At 29.1% G+C, this 17,023-nt stretch carries 15 protein-coding genes; 5 read left to right on the forward strand and 10 right to left on the reverse strand.

The features are described 5' to 3' along the window. Nucleotides 1-161: 161 nt before the first annotated feature. The 3 genes from Q0138_RS00215 to Q0138_RS00225 all read right to left on the reverse strand — a co-directional run bounded on the left by Q0138_RS00215 (nucleotide 162) and on the right by Q0138_RS00225 (nucleotide 4,387). Complete coding sequence (locus tag Q0138_RS00215; protein WP_297979264.1) at nucleotides 162-698, reverse strand: hypothetical protein; 537 nt, start codon at nucleotides 696-698, stop codon at nucleotides 162-164. Between the two features lie 379 nt (nucleotides 699-1,077). Next, a complete protein-coding gene (locus tag Q0138_RS00220) occupies nucleotides 1,078-1,452 on the reverse strand; it encodes a DUF5518 domain-containing protein (protein ID WP_297979267.1) in 375 nt (124 codons plus the stop codon). 334 nt (nucleotides 1,453-1,786) lie between these two features. Then, nucleotides 1,787-4,387 (reverse strand): ATP-dependent helicase, encoded by a 2,601-nt coding sequence (locus Q0138_RS00225; RefSeq protein ID WP_297979270.1) that lies wholly within the window; start codon nucleotides 4,385-4,387, stop codon nucleotides 1,787-1,789. 439 nt (nucleotides 4,388-4,826) lie between these two features. On the opposite strand from Q0138_RS00225, the gene Q0138_RS00230 reads away from it, so the two are divergent. Beyond that, nucleotides 4,827-5,681 carry a HEAT repeat domain-containing protein gene (locus tag Q0138_RS00230; RefSeq protein ID WP_297979273.1) on the forward strand — a complete coding sequence of 285 codons (855 nt, stop codon included), beginning with the start codon at nucleotides 4,827-4,829 and terminating at the stop codon, nucleotides 5,679-5,681. Between the two features lie 155 nt (nucleotides 5,682-5,836). Here Q0138_RS00230 and Q0138_RS00235 read toward each other — a convergent pair whose 3' ends face one another. After that, on the reverse strand, nucleotides 5,837-6,676 hold the full coding sequence (locus Q0138_RS00235) for a carbon-nitrogen hydrolase family protein (protein ID WP_297979276.1): 840 nt from the start codon (nucleotides 6,674-6,676) through the stop codon (nucleotides 5,837-5,839). Between the two features lie 283 nt (nucleotides 6,677-6,959). After that, the gene (locus tag Q0138_RS00240) at nucleotides 6,960-8,060 is read right to left on the reverse strand and encodes a hypothetical protein (RefSeq protein ID WP_297979279.1); all 1,101 of its coding nucleotides are present in this window, start codon (nucleotides 8,058-8,060) and stop codon (nucleotides 6,960-6,962) included. Between the two features lie 445 nt (nucleotides 8,061-8,505). Between Q0138_RS00240 and Q0138_RS00245 the strand changes: the two genes are divergently transcribed. Next, nucleotides 8,506-9,006: a hypothetical protein gene (locus Q0138_RS00245; protein WP_297979282.1), complete on the forward strand. Its 501-nt coding sequence runs from the start codon at nucleotides 8,506-8,508 to the stop codon at nucleotides 9,004-9,006. A 212-nt stretch (nucleotides 9,007-9,218) separates the two neighbouring features. Here Q0138_RS00245 and Q0138_RS00250 read toward each other — a convergent pair whose 3' ends face one another. Further along, a complete protein-coding gene (locus Q0138_RS00250; protein WP_297979286.1) occupies nucleotides 9,219-9,785 on the reverse strand; it encodes a manganese efflux pump MntP family protein in 567 nt (188 codons plus the stop codon). Nucleotides 9,786-9,959: 174 nt separating this feature from the next. Then, nucleotides 9,960-10,742 carry an endonuclease NucS gene (nucS, locus tag Q0138_RS00255; protein WP_297979289.1) on the reverse strand — a complete coding sequence of 261 codons (783 nt, stop codon included), beginning with the start codon at nucleotides 10,740-10,742 and terminating at the stop codon, nucleotides 9,960-9,962. 290 nt (nucleotides 10,743-11,032) lie between these two features. Between nucS and Q0138_RS00260 the strand changes: the two genes are divergently transcribed. Together Q0138_RS00260 and Q0138_RS00265 are read left to right on the forward strand one after the other, a co-directional pair. Then, the gene (locus tag Q0138_RS00260; protein WP_297979292.1) at nucleotides 11,033-12,034 is read left to right on the forward strand and encodes an alpha/beta fold hydrolase; all 1,002 of its coding nucleotides are present in this window, start codon (nucleotides 11,033-11,035) and stop codon (nucleotides 12,032-12,034) included. 170 nt (nucleotides 12,035-12,204) lie between these two features. After that, on the forward strand, nucleotides 12,205-12,489 hold the full coding sequence (locus tag Q0138_RS00265; protein WP_297979295.1) for a DUF5750 family protein: 285 nt from the start codon (nucleotides 12,205-12,207) through the stop codon (nucleotides 12,487-12,489). 194 nt (nucleotides 12,490-12,683) lie between these two features. Here Q0138_RS00265 and nadA read toward each other — a convergent pair whose 3' ends face one another. From nadA to rnz, 3 genes are all read right to left on the reverse strand, one after another. Next, entirely contained in the window at nucleotides 12,684-13,601 is a 918-nt protein-coding gene (gene nadA, locus Q0138_RS00270; RefSeq protein WP_297979298.1) for a quinolinate synthase NadA, read from the reverse strand. Nucleotides 13,602-13,962: 361 nt separating this feature from the next. Continuing rightward, nucleotides 13,963-14,748, reverse strand: coding sequence for a mechanosensitive ion channel domain-containing protein (locus Q0138_RS00275; protein WP_297979301.1), 786 nt, complete (start codon nucleotides 14,746-14,748; stop codon nucleotides 13,963-13,965). Between the two features lie 112 nt (nucleotides 14,749-14,860). Continuing rightward, nucleotides 14,861-15,778 (reverse strand): ribonuclease Z, encoded by a 918-nt coding sequence (rnz, locus tag Q0138_RS00280; protein ID WP_297979304.1) that lies wholly within the window; start codon nucleotides 15,776-15,778, stop codon nucleotides 14,861-14,863. Between the two features lie 275 nt (nucleotides 15,779-16,053). Here rnz and nadC point away from each other — a divergent pair, with 275 nt between their 5' ends. After that, nucleotides 16,054-16,884 carry a carboxylating nicotinate-nucleotide diphosphorylase gene (gene nadC, locus Q0138_RS00285; protein WP_297979307.1) on the forward strand — a complete coding sequence of 277 codons (831 nt, stop codon included), beginning with the start codon at nucleotides 16,054-16,056 and terminating at the stop codon, nucleotides 16,882-16,884. The last annotated feature ends 139 nt before the right edge of the window (nucleotides 16,885-17,023 follow it).

A 17,023-nucleotide genomic window follows, 5' to 3' on the forward strand; every position in this document is an offset into this window, starting at 1 on the left:
TTTAGTTTAAATTTAGTTTAAATTTAGTTTAAATTTAGTTTAAATTTAGTTTAAATTTAGTTTAAAATTAGTTTAAAATTAGTTAAAAATAGTTAAAAGTAGTTAAAAAAGTAAAAAAAAGTAAAAAAAGTAAAAAGAATTAGAATTCATAGAATTCCATTTTATTCTTTTTTGTCTTTTTTCTTTCTTTGTGGAATAAAAAGGTTTTTAATATTAGTTTTTACACTTCCAGTGTCTTCAAATTTCTTTGTTTTTTGAACAGGCACATTTTTAGTTCCTTTAATTCCATGTTCTTCATTGTATTTTTGTTTAGCTCTTTCTCTGTCTCTGTAAAGGTAAGCACCAAAGTATCCCATCAATGCACCAAGGCCAAGAATTCCAATACTGACAATTAGGTCTGAAGATTCTGTTGCAAAGTAATTTCCTAAATATCCCATAAATGTTAAGTATAATAATGGTGTGGCACCAACAACACCTAAAAGAATAGATTTTAATTCTGTTTTTGCATTATAACCTATATAAAGCGGACCAATAGCTGCAAAGACCATAAGGATATCCAAATTATATTGATATGCTACAAGTGGGAAAAATGCAAATGCCGCTGCACCAAAGATCAATGATTTAAAGTCAATTTCTGGTAAGTTGCTGTTTTTGTTTTTCCTTTCCTTAGGCTTTTTAGCTTTTTCTGCATCTACCATTTAATCACCTAAATTCCTAAAAATTTTTAAAAAGTAAATTTTAATTAAAATTAATATTTTTTAATCTTATCTTATAGAATTTTTATTTTTCATATAATTTAAAGTTTAATGTTTTATTTTAGCAATTAAAAGACTTTTTTTATTTGTTTTTCATTTAAAATTTAAGAAAATTTTTAATTTTTATTTAAAAAAGAGGCTTATATGTTTGAATAATTATTTTTTAAAAAAAGGATTTAAATGAAATAATTTTTTTAAAAGATAGTTTAAGTTAATAATTATTTTTTAAAAGGGTTTTTAAAGAAAAATATTTTTTTAAAAGATAGTTTAAGTTAATAAAATGAGTAAAAATTAAAAATAAAAAGAAAAGGTAAAAAAGTAATTAGTCTTTTTTACCAGCTATTGCTCCGCCTACAGCTCCTGTTATTCCCATAACAATCATGTATTTGATTATTTCATAAATTATTGCAAATAAGCTTGCAACTCCAGAAACTGTAAATCCTGTAAGGCCTCCAAGAGGACCCATTAATGCAGTTCCACCAATTGTGATTAAAATAATGAATAAAACTGCTGCAATTATTGTACCGAATGCTCCTGAAAGTGCTGCATTCCATGCACCTCCTAGAATTCCATCATGAGCAATATATCCTACAATGAATCCTACAATCAATAATCCATAAAATTCATATCTTCCAAAGAAGAGGTAAACGATTAATGTTAATAGAAATCCTAAAAATACAGTATTCATTTTAGCCATATTTTCACCTTCTTATGATTATTTGATGTTTTTTTCTTAAAATCAATTAAATAGCAATTGTTTTTTTATTTTAAATACTTTAGTCTTCTTAATTTATTTAATTTATTTAATTTATTTAATTTATTTAATTTATTTAATTTATTTGATTTTTTTAATTTTTTTAATTTTTTTTAATTAATTTAATATTTAATTTATTAAATTTATTAATTAATTAAATTTTTTTTAAGTTTTTATTGAATATTTAATTATTCACATTCATATTTAAAGCTTTCTAAAAAATGGATAAGTTTTTTATGAGTAATTTGATTTCAAATTCAAATCTTTTCCAATTTATTTAATAATAATCATTATTCATCTGTTCTTTAATCTTCTCAAGGATTGCCCTATGCATTCTTTTTGTAAATTCGTCCCTGTCATTCTGTTTTAAAACTTCAAGATAACCTTGGGAAACAAGATTAAATGCAAAAGGTGTTGGAATAACTGTATTTATTGTTTTAATTTCCATTTCACCGCTGCTTATCCATGATATGACTCTTTTTGCATTCTTTATGTCCATATAATCTTCAGTAGCTTCCCTTCTTGATTCCTTAAGGATGGGAAAATTATTGTCCATTTCCTGAATGTATTTCAATAGAATCTTTCCCCTAACCTGTTGGCTTCCGACAGACTTTTCATGCCCCTTATATCGTCTTAGGGTCATGAGGGATCTTCCCGCACAATGTCTGAATCTGCTTGCAAGCGTTTCTGTCTTGTCCAATGATTTGATAAGAATGTTTTCAAAGTTTTTAGGGGTCAGTTTCCTCAATGCTTCCAATGCGCCCATCTTGCCATCTGAACTTAGGTAAAACCCATTGTCTGTAATTGAAATTGTTATGTTTCTCTTGTTCTGGTCTGAAGCAAGAAAAGCTATTGCCCTTGCAAGGGCATCATTGGTTTTCCTTCCAAAGAGGCTATGGAAAACAACGAATTTTCGTCCTCCAAATCCAGTATAATACTCTACAAGCAGTTTTTGCTTGTGTGGGATTTGTGCATATAGGAATTGTTCATTGAAGTATTCATAAATGGAATTTGCTGCAAATTCATCAACATAAAGGTAATCATATAAAAATTCCATTATCTCTTCCTTGCTTCTTCCATACTGGAATTTGCTGTCAAGGATGTATCTGAATCTCTGGATGTCAACTGCAAGGTCAAATGCAAGAGGCAACTGTTCTGAATACCAGGATGGGATTGAAGGAGGTCCTGATGAAGGTGAAACGTTTATTGTCATTCCCTTTCCATAATTGAACTTGTATGTTCTTCCTCCAAGAACAAAGCTGTCTCCCTTCTTCAGTTTTTCCATAAAGTCCTCTTCCACTCTTCCGATAATCTCTCCATCACATTTTACAGCTACTGATGAATGGTCTGGAATTGTTCCAATGTTTGTGGAATAGAGCATTCTGGCCAATTTTCCCCTTTTTCCAAAGGTATTTTTATCATAATCAATCCATATTTTTGCATAAACGTATCTGTCTTCAAGTTCCACATATTCTCCTGCCAAATAGCTTAGGACATCCTCGTAATCATCTCTTGTAAGGTCCTTGTAGCAATAGCTTTTTCTGATGACGTCATATGCATAGTCAATGTCCCACGGGTTTTCAATTGCCATTCCGTAAATGTGCTGTGACAGTACGTCAAGACAGTTTTCAGGTATTTTTATCTTATCTATTCTGCCTTCCTTTGCATTTTTCAGGAGAACTGAGCACTCAACCAGTTCGTCCCTGTCAGTCACGATTATTCTTCCCTTGGATTTCTCATGCAGTCTGTGTCCGCTTCTTCCAATCCTTTGCAATGCTCTTGAAACTGATTTCGGTGAATTGATAAGGATTACAAGATCTATATAACCAATATCTATTCCAAGCTCAAGGGATGTTGAACATACAACTGCCTTCAGTTTCCCCTCTTTCAGCTTTGTTTCGGTTTCAAGTCTCATTTCCTTTGAGAGGGATGAATGGTGAGCCATAATGTTATTGCTGTTATAGTGTTCTCCATATAGTTTTTTAAGGTTATACACAAATCTTTCGGTTGCATTACGTGTATTTGTAAAAATAAGGCTTGTTTTGTGCTCCATCAATAAATCGTCAATCAATGCATAGCTTGCAAGTCTTGTATCTTCACTGTCTGCTATTACAATGTCATCAACAGGGGATATGACTTCAATGTCCAGTTCCTTCAGGTAATTTATGTCAACAAGGATACAGTCCCTTTCCACCCCATATTCATAACCTGCCAAAAAGTTTGCCACCTTCTCCAATGGTGAAACGGTAGCTGATAGGCCTATTCTTGTGTATCTGCCAATCAAATGCTGTAATCTTTCAAGGGATAGGCTTAAGTGAACTCCTCTCTTGTTATCAGCCAAGGAATGGATTTCATCTACAATGACATATTTTACATGGGAAAGTTTTTCCCTAAATTTTGGCGCTACAAGAAGGATTGACAGTGTTTCAGGTGTTGTAATGAGTATGTGCGGAGGATACTTCAGCATTTTGTTTCTTTGGTATTGGCTGGTGTCTCCTGTTCGGACTGCCTTGCGTATGTTCAATGGTTTCTTTGCTATTTTCTCAATTTCCCTTAAAGGCTCTTCAAGATTTCTTTCAATATCATTGTCCAATGCCTTTAATGGGGAAATGTAAATGCAGTAAACCTTGTCTTCAAGTTTGTTTTCATCTGCAAGGGCAGTCAATTCATTGATAACTGATAAAAAAGCTGTAAGTGTTTTACCTGATCCTGTAGGTGATGAAACAAGTATGTTATTTCCCTTTTGTATTTCTGGAATGGCCTGCTTTTGGGCTGGTGTAAAGTCATCAAAGCTTTTATCAAACCATTCCTTAACATAGGGGTGAAGATTTTTGTAAATCTGCTTTTTGGTGTAGGTTTTTGTTTGTTTTTTTATCATATTATCCTGAGGGTTTGTTTTTTTAATTTCCTTTTTATTTGTTTACTCTTTAAATTTATGTGTTTTCTTAATATTATAGTTAATTTTTTTAATTTTATATTTTTAATTTTATAATTCTTTATTTTCTAATTTTTTTTAATTTTAATTTTTAATTTTATAATTCTTTATTTTCTAATTTTTTTTAATTTATATTTTAATATTCATCTTTTCAGAAACCTGTTAGTTTTTATTTATTCAAATTAATTTAAATATTAGTTTTTACTTAAATATTAATTGTATTTTAAAAAATTTAACTATATTTTTTAATATTCGTTTAATTTAAAATTAATTATTAAATTTAAAATGTTTTTTTTTAATAATTCAATTAATCAAAAATTAATTATTAAATTTTAATAAATTTAACAATTTGATAAGATTATTAATGCAATGAGGATTTTTTATGGCTAGTGAAAAATTATCTATTGATGAAGCAATTGAAAATTTAAACTCTGAGGATGTTTCTTTAAGAAAAAAGGCTATTAAAAGTTTGGAAAGGGTAAATGATGAAAGGATTATTGAACCTTTGATTGAAGCTACAAAAGATGATAATCCTCAGGTTAGATTTGGTGCTGCAGAGATTTTAGGAGATATTGGAGATTCTGCAGTTGACAAATTGATTGAAGAATTTAATGTTGAATCAGGTACCAATAAACGTTTTTTAGCTGTTGCTCTTCAAAAAACCAATAGCGAAAAGGCTATTGAACCATTTGCAGATGCAGTAACAGATGATGACTTTGGAGTTAGAAAAGTTGCTGTAAGAGCTTTAGGTGAACTTAGGGCTACAGATAAAATAGATGCGATTTCAGGATGTATTGAAGATGAAGACGGTGGAGTCCGTACAGCTGCAATATTTGCTTTAGGTGATTTGGCAACAGAGGAATCAATTGCATTGATTAAGCAAGCAAGACGTAATGAAAAGGATAAGGACTTTAAGAAATACTGTAATAAGGCCATTAAAAAGGCTGAAAAGATCATTAAATCCGGTGGAAAAATCAAGACTTCCAAGGGCCAACCTTTAAGCACAATTAAGGAAATGGAAAAGACCGATCCTGAAGCGGCGATTAAGGCTTATGAGGTTCATGTAAAAGACGGAAGTACAAAAGACACTCCTTATAAGCGTTTAGCTATTTTATATAGAAAAGAAAATGATTATGATAATGAAATCAGGATTTTAAAAACAGCTATTGAAGTTTTATCAAAAGGAAATCCTGGAAAAGAAGCTTGGTTTGAGAAAAGATTGGATAAAATGGTTTAATTTTGATCCAATCATGATTTTAATCATTTAATCTCTTTTTATTTTATTCTTTTTATTTTATTCATTTTTATTTTATTCATTTTTATTTTATTCATTTTTATTTTATTCTTTTTTAATTATTCTTTTTTTAGTTATTCATCAATTTACTTGTTTAATTATTTTTGATTTATTTCATACAGGTCTGTTCTTCTATTTTTTAAAACAGGAATTTCCTCTCTTACCCTTTCAATTTCATCAAGGTCTATTTCAACTATTTTTAATTCCTCATCATATCCCAATTCTTCAATAGGCTCTCCCCAGGGACTTACAACTATTGAATGTCCATAAGAATTGTAGTTTGCACTTTTATCAAGTGCAGGTGCAACTCCTATAGCAAAAACCTGATTGTCAAGTGCTCTTGACTTAAACAAGGTCTTCCAGTGTGCAGGGCCTGTTGTCAAATTGAAGGCTCCTGGGAAAATCAATATTTTAGCACCATTTAAAGCCATGATTCTTGACAATTCTACAAATCTAACATCATAGCAAATTCCAATTCCTATCTTTCCAAATTTTGTATCTATGACGGTAAAATTATTTCCAGGACTTAATGTGTCAGATTCCTTGAAATAAATCTTGTCTTTAACATCTATGTCAAATAAATGCATTTTTCTATGTTTTCCAAGGATTTCGCCCTTATCGTTAAAGAATACTGAACTGTTGTATAAGTATTCCTGATTGTCTATTATTTCCCTTTCTGGAATGGATCCTGCAACAATATGAATCTCTTCATCCTTAGCTATTTTTGATATTTCCTTTAATGTTTTGCTCTTTTCAAGTTCCTCCCCATACTCTATGAACTTTTCATTTTCATAAGGGCAGTTAAACATTTCAGGTAAAATGGCTAAGTCTGCTCCATTATCCTTTGAGGTTTTAATCATTGATATTGCTTTTTTAATGTTTTCATCTTTATTGTCTATTACATTCATTTGACAAAGGGCTATTTTTATTTTATTCATGCTTTGGCCTCATATTTTCTTTAAGGAAATAATGCTTGTTAATTGTTTTAGATTTAAAATTTAGATTAATTTGGATTCTATTGGAGTGATTTAATTTGTAATTTGTGTTTTGTGTTTTAATTTGAGTGTTTTAATTTGTAATTTATAAATTAAAACTAGAATAAGAAATAGAATAATTAAAATTAAAATAAGAAAAAAGAAAAAGAAAAAAAGAAAGAAAAAATAAAAAAAGAAAGAAAAAGGGTTTAAATTAAAAAGTGGAAGTTAAAAATTGATTAATAGCTTAATATGTGCTTTCATTATTAATACTGTCAACAAAGCTAATGCTACTAATCATATTTTGGATTTCAGTTGTGTTCAAAGCAGAAATGTCTTGATTACTGGATTTTCCATTGTTTATTACGAAACTGTAGTAAACTCCGTCACGTAAAATACAAATGTATCTTGAATAACCTTGATCTGCAGTGCTTATTGTAATCTCTTCAGATGGGACTCCATTTACATAAATGTTTTTATATTCAAGAAGTTCTCCATTCAAGGAGTGAGCGGTTGCATTAACGTCACTTAAGATTTTATCATATGTAATCTCATCACTTTGAATTGTTGTAAATCCAATTAATGTGCCATCTTTTGTTTTAAATGCGATGTCGCTGGTATTGCCTTCGCTGTTTGTATTATTATACATGGACCAATTTCCAGAGTAATCGAAATCGATAACGCCATCAGAATAATGCATTACTTCATCAGTAGTTTGATTTTGCATAGTATTTATTCCAATACCTGCGATAATAAGTATGATAATTATGATGATTGCAATAATTCCAATTTTTTTGAAATTTATGCCGCCAGTTTTATCATCTGATTTCTTGATGATATTTGCTTTAATATCCTTTTCTTCTTTTTTAGCTACTTTTTTGATTTCTTTTTCAGGTTCTTTTACAGCTTTAACTGAACTTGATTTTCTTTCGTTAATGGCTGCTTTTTCAAGTTTTTCAGTTTTAGGATTGTTAAATTTGGTAGCAGGATTTTTTCTGCTTGATTGTTTTTGTTTAAATCCTTCTGTTGCTGTTTTGGAAAAGCTTGGTTTTGAACTTTGTTTGTCTGCAATAAGTTCTTCTCTAGCTTTTTTCTCTTTAGCAGCATTGCTGTAATTGTTTAAGTCAAATCCGCCAATTCTTTTTGAAATGCTCTTTGTAACTCCGCTTTCTGATTTACTTGAGAATATTGAACTTGTATCTTGAGATTTGGCTATAATTTTTGCTTGTTTCTTTAAATTTGGGGGTGTAGAATTAGCCTCTGATTTTGGAGGCAAGTTTGCACCACAATTTCCACATTTTGGTGCGCTGTCATAACTTGCATTCCCACACTCTTGACAATATTTCACCAAATTTTTAACCTCCTACTTAATTAATAATATTAATCTTTTTATTTTAACTAATATTTAAATTTTATATATTTATTGTCTTTTTAAATTTGATTTAGCTTCTTTTTAATTTTTTTATTAATTTAAATTAATTTTATTTTTTTTAAGAATTTCATTTTTTTTAAGGAGGTTTTTAATTATTTTTTTTTAAGAATTTCATTTTTTTTAAAGAGGTTTTTAATTATTTTTTTTTAAGAATTTCATTTTTTTTAAGGGGGGTTTTTAATTAATTTTTTTTAAGAATTTCATTTTTTAGAATGTTTTAAATTTTTAATAATTATTTTTGGATTGATTTTTTCAAAAACTATTTTATAAAGAAATAAGAAAATTAGTATAAGGAATAAAAAGTATTTTTATTTAAATTTAATTTAATTTTATTAATTTTAAAGAATTTTTAAGTGATATTATGGCTGATGAAACTAAAATTAAATGTGATAATATTAATTATGCAGTTTATGATATAGCTGATTGGAAAAATGATTATGTAATAAACATTTTAGGGACTGCAAGGGAGCTTCCCGTTACAAAACCTACTTTGGATCATATGTTAAAACAAATGGATCATATCAGAGTTTCTGTTTTTGAAATTGGTGATAAAGAGGTAAATGGTATGATTGGTTTGGCTATGCAATTCAATCCTGCCTTGCTTTCAAGGGATTTGGATGAGCTTATTGCTTTGGAAGAAAAGGAGTTTGAAATGATTATGGATGAATTGAATAATCTTGAATTGAAAGAAGCTGATGATGAGATTGAATTGGACACTGATGAGTATGTTATTTATAAATTGGAATATGAAGGACATTCATTATCTCCAAAACCTTATAATGATTATGCTAAAGAGCATCATAAACAAGAGGTTGAACGTTTAAAAAGACAAAGTGGTCAGAAATTTGTTTTAGAACTTTAAATTTTTTAATTTAAAGTTTTTATTTTTTCTTGTTTTTATTTGTTTGTATCTATTGAAACTTTTTCTTATTTTTATTTGTCAGTATTTATTGAAACTTTTTACTTAGGGATTGTTTTATTAATGTGTCGTCTTGATAGTCTATTTTAAAGTTTAAAATTCATTAATCTTTTTTTTTAAGAATTAAAACTTGGTTTAAGTTTTTTTTTAAAAAATCAGATGGCTAGAATTCCAAGTCCTTCAAGCAAAATTTTAAATCCGAGCAAAATCAAGATGACTCCGCCAATGATTTCAAACTTGTCTCCAAAGTAATTTCCCACTTTTCTGCCTAAGTAGATTCCAATTATTGTAAATATGAATGCTACAACTCCAATTATGATAACTGGAATTAAAATGTCTGTATTAAGAACTGCATAGGTTATTCCAACTGCAAAGGCATCAATACTTGTAGCTATTGCAAGTAATGTCAATTCTCTAAAGGAAAATTTGTCCTCTGTTTTTAATTCTTCATCCTTTAAACTTTCCCTCAGCATATTTGATCCAATTAACAGAAGTAGGAGAAATGCAATCCATGGTGCAATGGTTGTAATGAGCCATTCTAATTGGATTCCTCCAAGCCAACCCAATGTTGGCATCATTGTCTGGAATCCTCCAAAGAATATTGCATACCAAAGAATCTGGCTTTTGGAAATGTTTTTTTGAGTGAATCCTTTTGTTAATGAAACACTAAATGCATCCATAGCCAATGCGATTGCAATAAGTAAAGTTGAAATAATGTCCATTTTAATCAGTTCTTTATTTTTATTAATTTATTTTTAAATTAAGTTTCAGAGCTTAATTTTCATTTTTTTTTTAAATAATTGAATGAATTTATTTTTTTTTTTTTAATTATTGTATAAACTTAATTTTCATTATATTTTATTTTCTTTTATTATATTATTCTAATTGAAAAATAATTATCCGAATGCGTCTAAAGTAACTTTTTTGTCTTTTTTAAGTTCTCTAGGGGGTTCGACCTGAACAAATTCAATTCTTTCCTCTTCAAGAAGTTCTAAAGCGTCATCCCCTATTGATGGTGCAACTAAAAGTCCTCGGATTTTTTGTTTTTCTCTATCCTTGTCTATTTCATTGTTTTCCCTATTTTCAAAATCAGTCAGGTATCTTCTGATTTGTTTAACTGCAGCTACTCCTGCCTTACGGGCTTTAAGTTCCAAAACCATAAGATTTCCTTCAGAGTCCTTTCCCAATATGTCAATGAAACCATGTTCGGTTGCATATTCTCTAACATGTGGTCTGAAACCTTCCTCAATGATATGGGGTTTTTCCCAAATCATATCTCCCATATCCTTTTCATAGCCTGCTCTTTCAAGCTCCTCATAGTCTTCAATTAAATTGTAATTAGCAAAATGGACTTTTTTAAGTTCAACTTCCAATCTTTCGCTAGGTTGGCGTCTGTGGCTTTCTAAAAATAAGGTTTCGTCCTTGATGTATGCACGAGGTCTTGATTTTGGAGGCTGCCAATTTACAGGGTCTACCTTATTGTCCTGATGGATTAAAAAACAACCGTCTGGCTTTAACATGATTATTCTTTCACCAAAATCCAGTTCACTTAATGCACGACCTTCATAGCTAACTTTACAGCATGCAAAAAGTAAGATTGTTGCCTTCTTTCTCAAACCCTCTTCAATAAGGTCATAAGTTTCTTCATAATTTGGATTTTCTAAAATTTTATACTTCATCTATTCAATATTTGTTTTTTAATTTAATAAACTTAATTAATTTTAAGGACTTTAATTGTTTCATTTGAACTCTTTTTAATTTTTTAATTTAAAATTCTTTAAAATTTTTCTATTTTTTTTAATTTTTTAATTTAAATTTCTAAAAAAAGATTTCTTTTTTTCTAATTTAATCTAAAGAAATAATATCTTTTTTTTAATTATCTAATTTAAATATCTTGAAAAACATAATATTATTTAAGATTTTTTAAAAAGCTATTTTAATTTTATTTAAATCAAAAGGAAGTTTAATCGTGTTTGAAGAGGAAAATTTAAAGGCAGAGTACTTTACCTTAAAAAATTTCAAATTTAAAAATGGAGAAAGTCTTGAAGAGGCTAAAGTTGAGTATATGACTTTAGGAACTCCACAATATGATGAAAATGGAGTAATTTCCAATGCTATTGTTTATTTCCATGGGTCCAGTGGAAATTTTTCATCCATTCGTAGGATAAGTGAGGTATGTGGCAGTGGAAAAGTTTTTGATACTGATAAGTTCTTTTTTATTTCATTAAGTGCTTTAGGTTCTCCAGATTCCGCTTGTCCATCTTCTACAGGATTAAAGAATAAGTTTCCATTTTACGATGTGGAAGATATGGTTAATTTTCAAAAGGAATTTTTATTTGAAAAATTCGGTATCACTCATTTGAAAGGCTTAATCGGTAATTCAATGGGGGGTTTTGAAGTTTTGACTTGGGCTGCCATTTATCCGGATTCAATTGATTTTGCAGTGTCCTTGGTAAGTAGCTTTAAGGTAGGAGGTCATAATTATGCCTTATCCAAGATTATGAACAATATCTTGGAGTCCGATCCTGATTATAATGGAGGAGATTATGAAGTTCCTATTTCAGATTCCTTAAAAAGAAGCCTAAAGTTATCAAGTGATGCAATGTATTGCTATGGCTTGTCAAGAGAGGAATATCGTAATAATATGACAAATGATGAAATAGCTGAGGCAATGGCTGAATTTGCTGAAGAAAGTCTTGAAGAGGATGTCAATGATTTGATTTATAGAAACAATTCCTCATTGGATTATGATTTGACAGACAAGCTTGGAGACATTAGTGCAAAGGTTTTAATCATAGCCATTAATCAGGACCAGTATTTCCCACCTAATTTGGATGCAATTCCAATGTCTAAAATGATTAAAAATAATAAATTGATTATTTTTGATTCATTGATGGGTCATGTTGGTTCTAGTGAGTTAAATAAGATTGAATCTGAATTGGAAGAGTTTATGGTAGAGTTTAAAAACTAGACTTTTAATAATTCTTATATTTTTTAATAATTTTTATTATTTTAATTTTTTTAATAATTTTTATTAATAAATTTTTATTAATTTTAATTTTTAGAATTTTTAGAATTTTTTTAGTATTTTTTAATAATTTTTATGGATTTTAATATTTTAATCGTTTAAGAGGTTTTAGGATGTTTACAGTTAAAGTTGATGATTATGGAGAAACTGAAGATCAGATGCATTATGTTACTTATATGATTTCAGGTTTAAGTGATGATGAGTTGAATTTTCTCATTCACAACTTGGAAGGGGAAATAGCAGTTGAGGATGGCAATTTGTTTTTAAATATTTTTTATTCAAGAAAATTCTTCCCATTTGCTTCTGAAGCTGCCCAATTCAAGTTAGATGACTTTATAAAAAGGGAAGAGATTGAAATGACTTATTTCATAGCAAGCTTTTTAGAGGATATGAAATAAGTTAAAAAGAGTTGAAAAGTTTTTTATTAATTTAAGGTTTTGTTTTTTTAAAAAAAGAGTTTAAATTAGAGTTTTTTCTTAAATTTTAAGGTTTTTATTTAAAAAAAGAGTAAAATAATTATTAAATTATTTATTTAAAAAAAGAATAAAAGAATTTATTAATTAAATTCTTTTTTACTATTTTTGTTTATTTTTTATTTGGAAGCTTCAAGCATTCTTTCAACAGCAGAAATGGATTTTTCTGCAATGTCTTCCGGAACAATTATTCTAGGTTCCTCATTTATGAGACAGTTTTTAAGTTTTTCAAGAGTGTGAAGTTTCATTGTTTTACATATTGCTCCTTCAAGTAAAGGATAATATGTCTTGTCTGGAATTTCAGCTTCAAGTCTTGTAATGAGATCCACTTCGGTTCCGACTACAAATTCCTTTTTGTCACTGTTTTTGATATGGGATAACATTCCGCCAGTGCTTAAGACATAATCAGCCATTTCCTGAACTTCCTTGTTGGACTCTGGGTGAATGATTATTTCAGCATTAGGGTATTTTTTTCTTGCGTCCTCAATGTCTTCCTTGTGGAATAACTTGTGAACATAACAGTGTCCATCTCCTGGAATTGGAATTATTTTTTTGTCTGTAAATGGTTTTACAAATTCTCCAAGGTTTGTATCCGGTCCAAATAGGATGGTGTCCTCTTCAATGCTTTCAACAACTTTCTTAACGTTTCCAGAGGTACATAAAATATCAGATTCAGCCTTTGCCTCTCCTAAACTGTTTACATATAAACAAACTGCAGCGTCAGGATATTTTTCTTTAGCTTCTCTTACTTGATCTCCAGTAAGCATGTGTGCCATAGGACATTCTGCATCAATATCTGGAATAATAACCTTTTTATCTGGGTTTAACATATATGCAGTTTCTGCCATAAAGTCTACACCGCAGAATACAATAATATCTTTATCTTCAATTTCCTGAGCTTTAATACATAATTCCAATGAATCTCCAAGAAAATCAGCTATTTCCTGGATTTCCTTTGGTTGATAATTGTGTGCAAGAATAATTGCATTTTTTTCTTCTTTCAATTGAATAATTTCTTTCTGTAATGGGGAGTACATTTTTCCACCCTAATCTTTTTTTAAAATTGATTTTTAATCAATAAATTTGTTTAAATAAATCTTTAAGTAATTACATTAACTGTTTTTTTAATTTCAATTAAATATACAGTTTTATACAGTTTTATTACTATTTTATTTACATTGATTATATTTAAACTTAATCCTGTAATATGTTAATTAAGTTTGTCATTTTTATTTATTATAATTAACTATTGTTATTTTTTATTTTTTATCTAAATTGTTCTTTATGTTTTTCTGTTTTTTAGGATTTTTTTTATTAATTCCTTTTGTTTTTTTCTGTTTTTTTAGGATTTTTTTTATTAATTTCTTTTCTTTTTTTCCTGTTTTTTAGGATTTTTTACTATAAATTCCATATTTTTTCCAGATATTCATTAATTATTTGATTAGATTCCTCTAAAATGATTAGTTTTCCCGGAATAATCATGTCAAAGTCATTTACCCAATAGCTTACTTCAATTTTTGGACCTGCATCAAGCAATTCCTGTGCCTTGATTTTTATCTTGTAAGACTTGTCAATCCATTCATAAGATTGGATCTTTTCGTCAAGTCTTTTCTCGAATTCATAAATGTCCAATCCATGAGGCAATACTATCATCAGCCTTATCCTATTTTCTTCATTTGGAAGATAATTCTTATAGGCCTTTGTTGATAATAATGAGTTTGGAATTGTGATAATCTGTTTATCCTGATTCTTTAAGGTTGTATTTCTAAATCCGACTTTTTGAATGGTTCCCATTCTTCCATCCACATCAATTGTCTCTCCAACCTTGATTTTTTTGTCACTAATTACAAAAATTCCTGAAATGAAGTTGGAAACTATGTCTTTAGATGCAATACCTAAAACAATTCCTGCAATACCTAAACTTAATATGATGTTTTGCAAATCAATGCCAATCAAATGCAATATCCAGGCAAATGCAATTAGGATTACCGTGTATTTCAGCATGTCCTTAAAGAGATAATGGGTTGTTAAATCAATGTCATGGTTTTTTTCCACTCTAAGAAGTATTCTATCTCCGATTTTTATTATTACAGAAGCAGCAAGTATAATAATTAAAATGGAGATTAATGTTCCTAAATCCAAAATGTTTGATATTGCTTCCATTATCCATTCTGAAGTTTTCATTTTTTTCACCTATTGATTTAACTCTTTTTAAGTAAAAAATGATTATTATATCTTAATTTAATTCAATTTGCTTTATCAGTCAATTTTCTACTTAGGATATTTTTTTAAATTATTATTTTTTATTTTTATTCTTGGATTTTAAGTCAATTTTCATAAAGTCATGGGCAACTTGTGTATTTTCAAATATTTCCTTTGCCTCTTTTTCAATTATTTTATCTGTTTTGTATCTTGTGCTGATATGGGTTAAGACCAATTCCTTGACATTGGCCTTTTTAGCAACTTCTGCAGCTTCCTTGGATGTGGAATGGCAGTTTTCAACAGCCCTTTCATAATCTGCATCCTCATATGTGGATTCATGTATTAAAAGAGTGCTGTCCCTTGCAAGTTCAATAAGTTTCTCACAAGGCCTTGTGTCTCCTGAGTATGTGACTTTCTTTCCTTTTCTTGGCTCTCCCAAGACCTGCTCAGGTTTTATGATTTTTCCATCAACTTCAACTTCCTCTCCATTATGAAGTTTTCCAAATAATGGGCCTACCGGAACTCCGAGTTCAATAGCCTTTTCCCTATTGAATCTAGGTTTTTTCTTTTCATATATGGAATAGGACATATTCAGCAGATTATGTTCGCTTATACAGGATTCTATTTTATAATCATCAGTTTCTACAACAATTCCTTCAGCAATTTCATGTATATTAATTTGATAATTGATTTGGAAATATCCCATGTGGCTGATTGCATTGATAACGCCATGAAGTCCCTTTGGTCCATAAATGTCTAAATCATTTTCCCTGCCTCTGAAACCTAAGGATTGGATTAATCCTGCCAATCCCAATATGTGATCTCCGTGGTAGTGTGTAATGAATATCTTGTTGATTTTCATTGGACTTACATTTGCATCAATCAGTTGTCTTTGTGTTCCTTCCCCACAATCAAAAAGCATGACTTCTCCAAATGCCCTTAAGATGATTCCTGCATGATTTCTCTTTTTTGAAGGAACTGCAGATGATGTTCCTAAAAATATTATTTCCATATAATCCCTTTTACCTTAAGATTTTTCTTTCGTTTAATATTATAATAAATTTTGTTTATTTAAATATATAAACTATAAAGACAAATATTTTATTGAAGTATTTAATTGAATTTATTTTTTATCAATTCTGTGAATTATTTAAATGGATTTTTTTATGTTGAATTTGATTCTGTGAATTTTGATTTGTTTATTTAAATGGATTTTTTTTATATTGGATTCAATTCTATGAATTGTAATATTATTTATTTAAATTATCTTTCTTATTTGGTGTAAGTATGGATGAAATTATAAAATATATGCTTAAAGAAGATGAAGGCTTTGGAGACATTACTTCAAATGCTTTAATTCCTGAAGAAAAGGTCTTTTATGCAAAACTCATCTCTAAGGATGAAGGCGTTCTTGCAGGTTGTGAAATAATAAGGGACTTATTTTTGGAAAGTGGAATTTCAGTCATATCTTCAATGAATGATGGGGATTCCATTAAAAAAGGGGATGTCTTATTGGAAATTGAAGGAAACGCAAGAAAAATTCTTCTTTTGGAACGTACTGCATTAAATCTTCTTATGCGAATGTCTGGAGTTGCAAGCATAACAAATCGTATTGTAAATAAGGTAAAGGATAAAAATCCTAAAATCAGAGTTGCAGGAACTCGTAAAACTGCTCCAGCACTTCAAAAGTTTGACAAATTAGCTATTTCCATTGGCGGCGGTGACACTCATCGTTTTGGATTGGACGATATGGTTTTAATCAAGGACAATCATATTGCAGTTGTTGGATCTGTTGAGGAAGCTCTTCAATTGGCAAGGGAAAAAACCAGTTTTTCCAAAAAGATTGAAATCGAGGTTGAAAACACAGATGATGCAATTATTGCTGCTAGAAATGGTGCAGACATCATTATGTTTGATAATATGTCTCCAGTTGAGGCTCAAAATACTTTGGACGCTTTGATTGAAAATGATTTAAGGAAAAATGTGCTGATTGAGATTTCAGGTGGAATAACTGAAGAAAACATTTTGGATTATGCTGATTTGGACATTGATATAATTTCATTAGGGTCTTTGACTCATGCGGCATCCAGTTTAAACTTCAGTTTGGATATGGATTAGTTAGAATGGTGTTTTAGATATTCTTCTATTTCTAATTTGTTTTTATTTATTTTTATTTATTTTTATTTATTTTTATTATTTTTATTATTTTTTTCTTTATTTTTCTTTATTTTTCTTTATTTTTCTTTATTTTTCTTTA

It is taken from the genome of uncultured Methanobrevibacter sp. (assembly GCF_937906425.1).
GTDB lineage: Archaea > Methanobacteriota > Methanobacteria > Methanobacteriales > Methanobacteriaceae > Methanobrevibacter.

Excerpts from the sequence above, each read along its gene's own strand:
- Q0138_RS00215 (WP_297979264.1), bottom strand. The coding sequence starts at position 698 with ATGGTAGATGCAGAAAAAGCTAAAAAGCCTAAGGAAAGGAAAAACAAA.
- Q0138_RS00220 (WP_297979267.1), bottom strand. The coding sequence starts at position 1,452 with ATGGCTAAAATGAATACTGTATTTTTAGGATTTCTATTAACATTAATC.
- Q0138_RS00225 (WP_297979270.1), bottom strand. The coding sequence starts at position 4,387 with ATGATAAAAAAACAAACAAAAACCTACACCAAAAAGCAGATTTACAAA.
- Q0138_RS00230 (WP_297979273.1), top strand. The coding sequence starts at position 4,827 with ATGGCTAGTGAAAAATTATCTATTGATGAAGCAATTGAAAATTTAAAC.
- Q0138_RS00235 (WP_297979276.1), bottom strand. The coding sequence starts at position 6,676 with ATGAATAAAATAAAAATAGCCCTTTGTCAAATGAATGTAATAGACAAT.
- Q0138_RS00245 (WP_297979282.1), top strand. The coding sequence starts at position 8,506 with ATGGCTGATGAAACTAAAATTAAATGTGATAATATTAATTATGCAGTT.
- Q0138_RS00250 (WP_297979286.1), bottom strand. The coding sequence starts at position 9,785 with ATGGACATTATTTCAACTTTACTTATTGCAATCGCATTGGCTATGGAT.
- nucS (WP_297979289.1), bottom strand. The coding sequence starts at position 10,742 with ATGAAGTATAAAATTTTAGAAAATCCAAATTATGAAGAAACTTATGAC.
- Q0138_RS00265 (WP_297979295.1), top strand. The coding sequence starts at position 12,205 with ATGTTTACAGTTAAAGTTGATGATTATGGAGAAACTGAAGATCAGATG.
- nadA (WP_297979298.1), bottom strand. The coding sequence starts at position 13,601 with ATGTACTCCCCATTACAGAAAGAAATTATTCAATTGAAAGAAGAAAAA.
- Q0138_RS00275 (WP_297979301.1), bottom strand. The coding sequence starts at position 14,748 with ATGAAAACTTCAGAATGGATAATGGAAGCAATATCAAACATTTTGGAT.
- rnz (WP_297979304.1), bottom strand. The coding sequence starts at position 15,778 with ATGGAAATAATATTTTTAGGAACATCATCTGCAGTTCCTTCAAAAAAG.
- nadC (WP_297979307.1), top strand. The coding sequence starts at position 16,054 with ATGGATGAAATTATAAAATATATGCTTAAAGAAGATGAAGGCTTTGGA.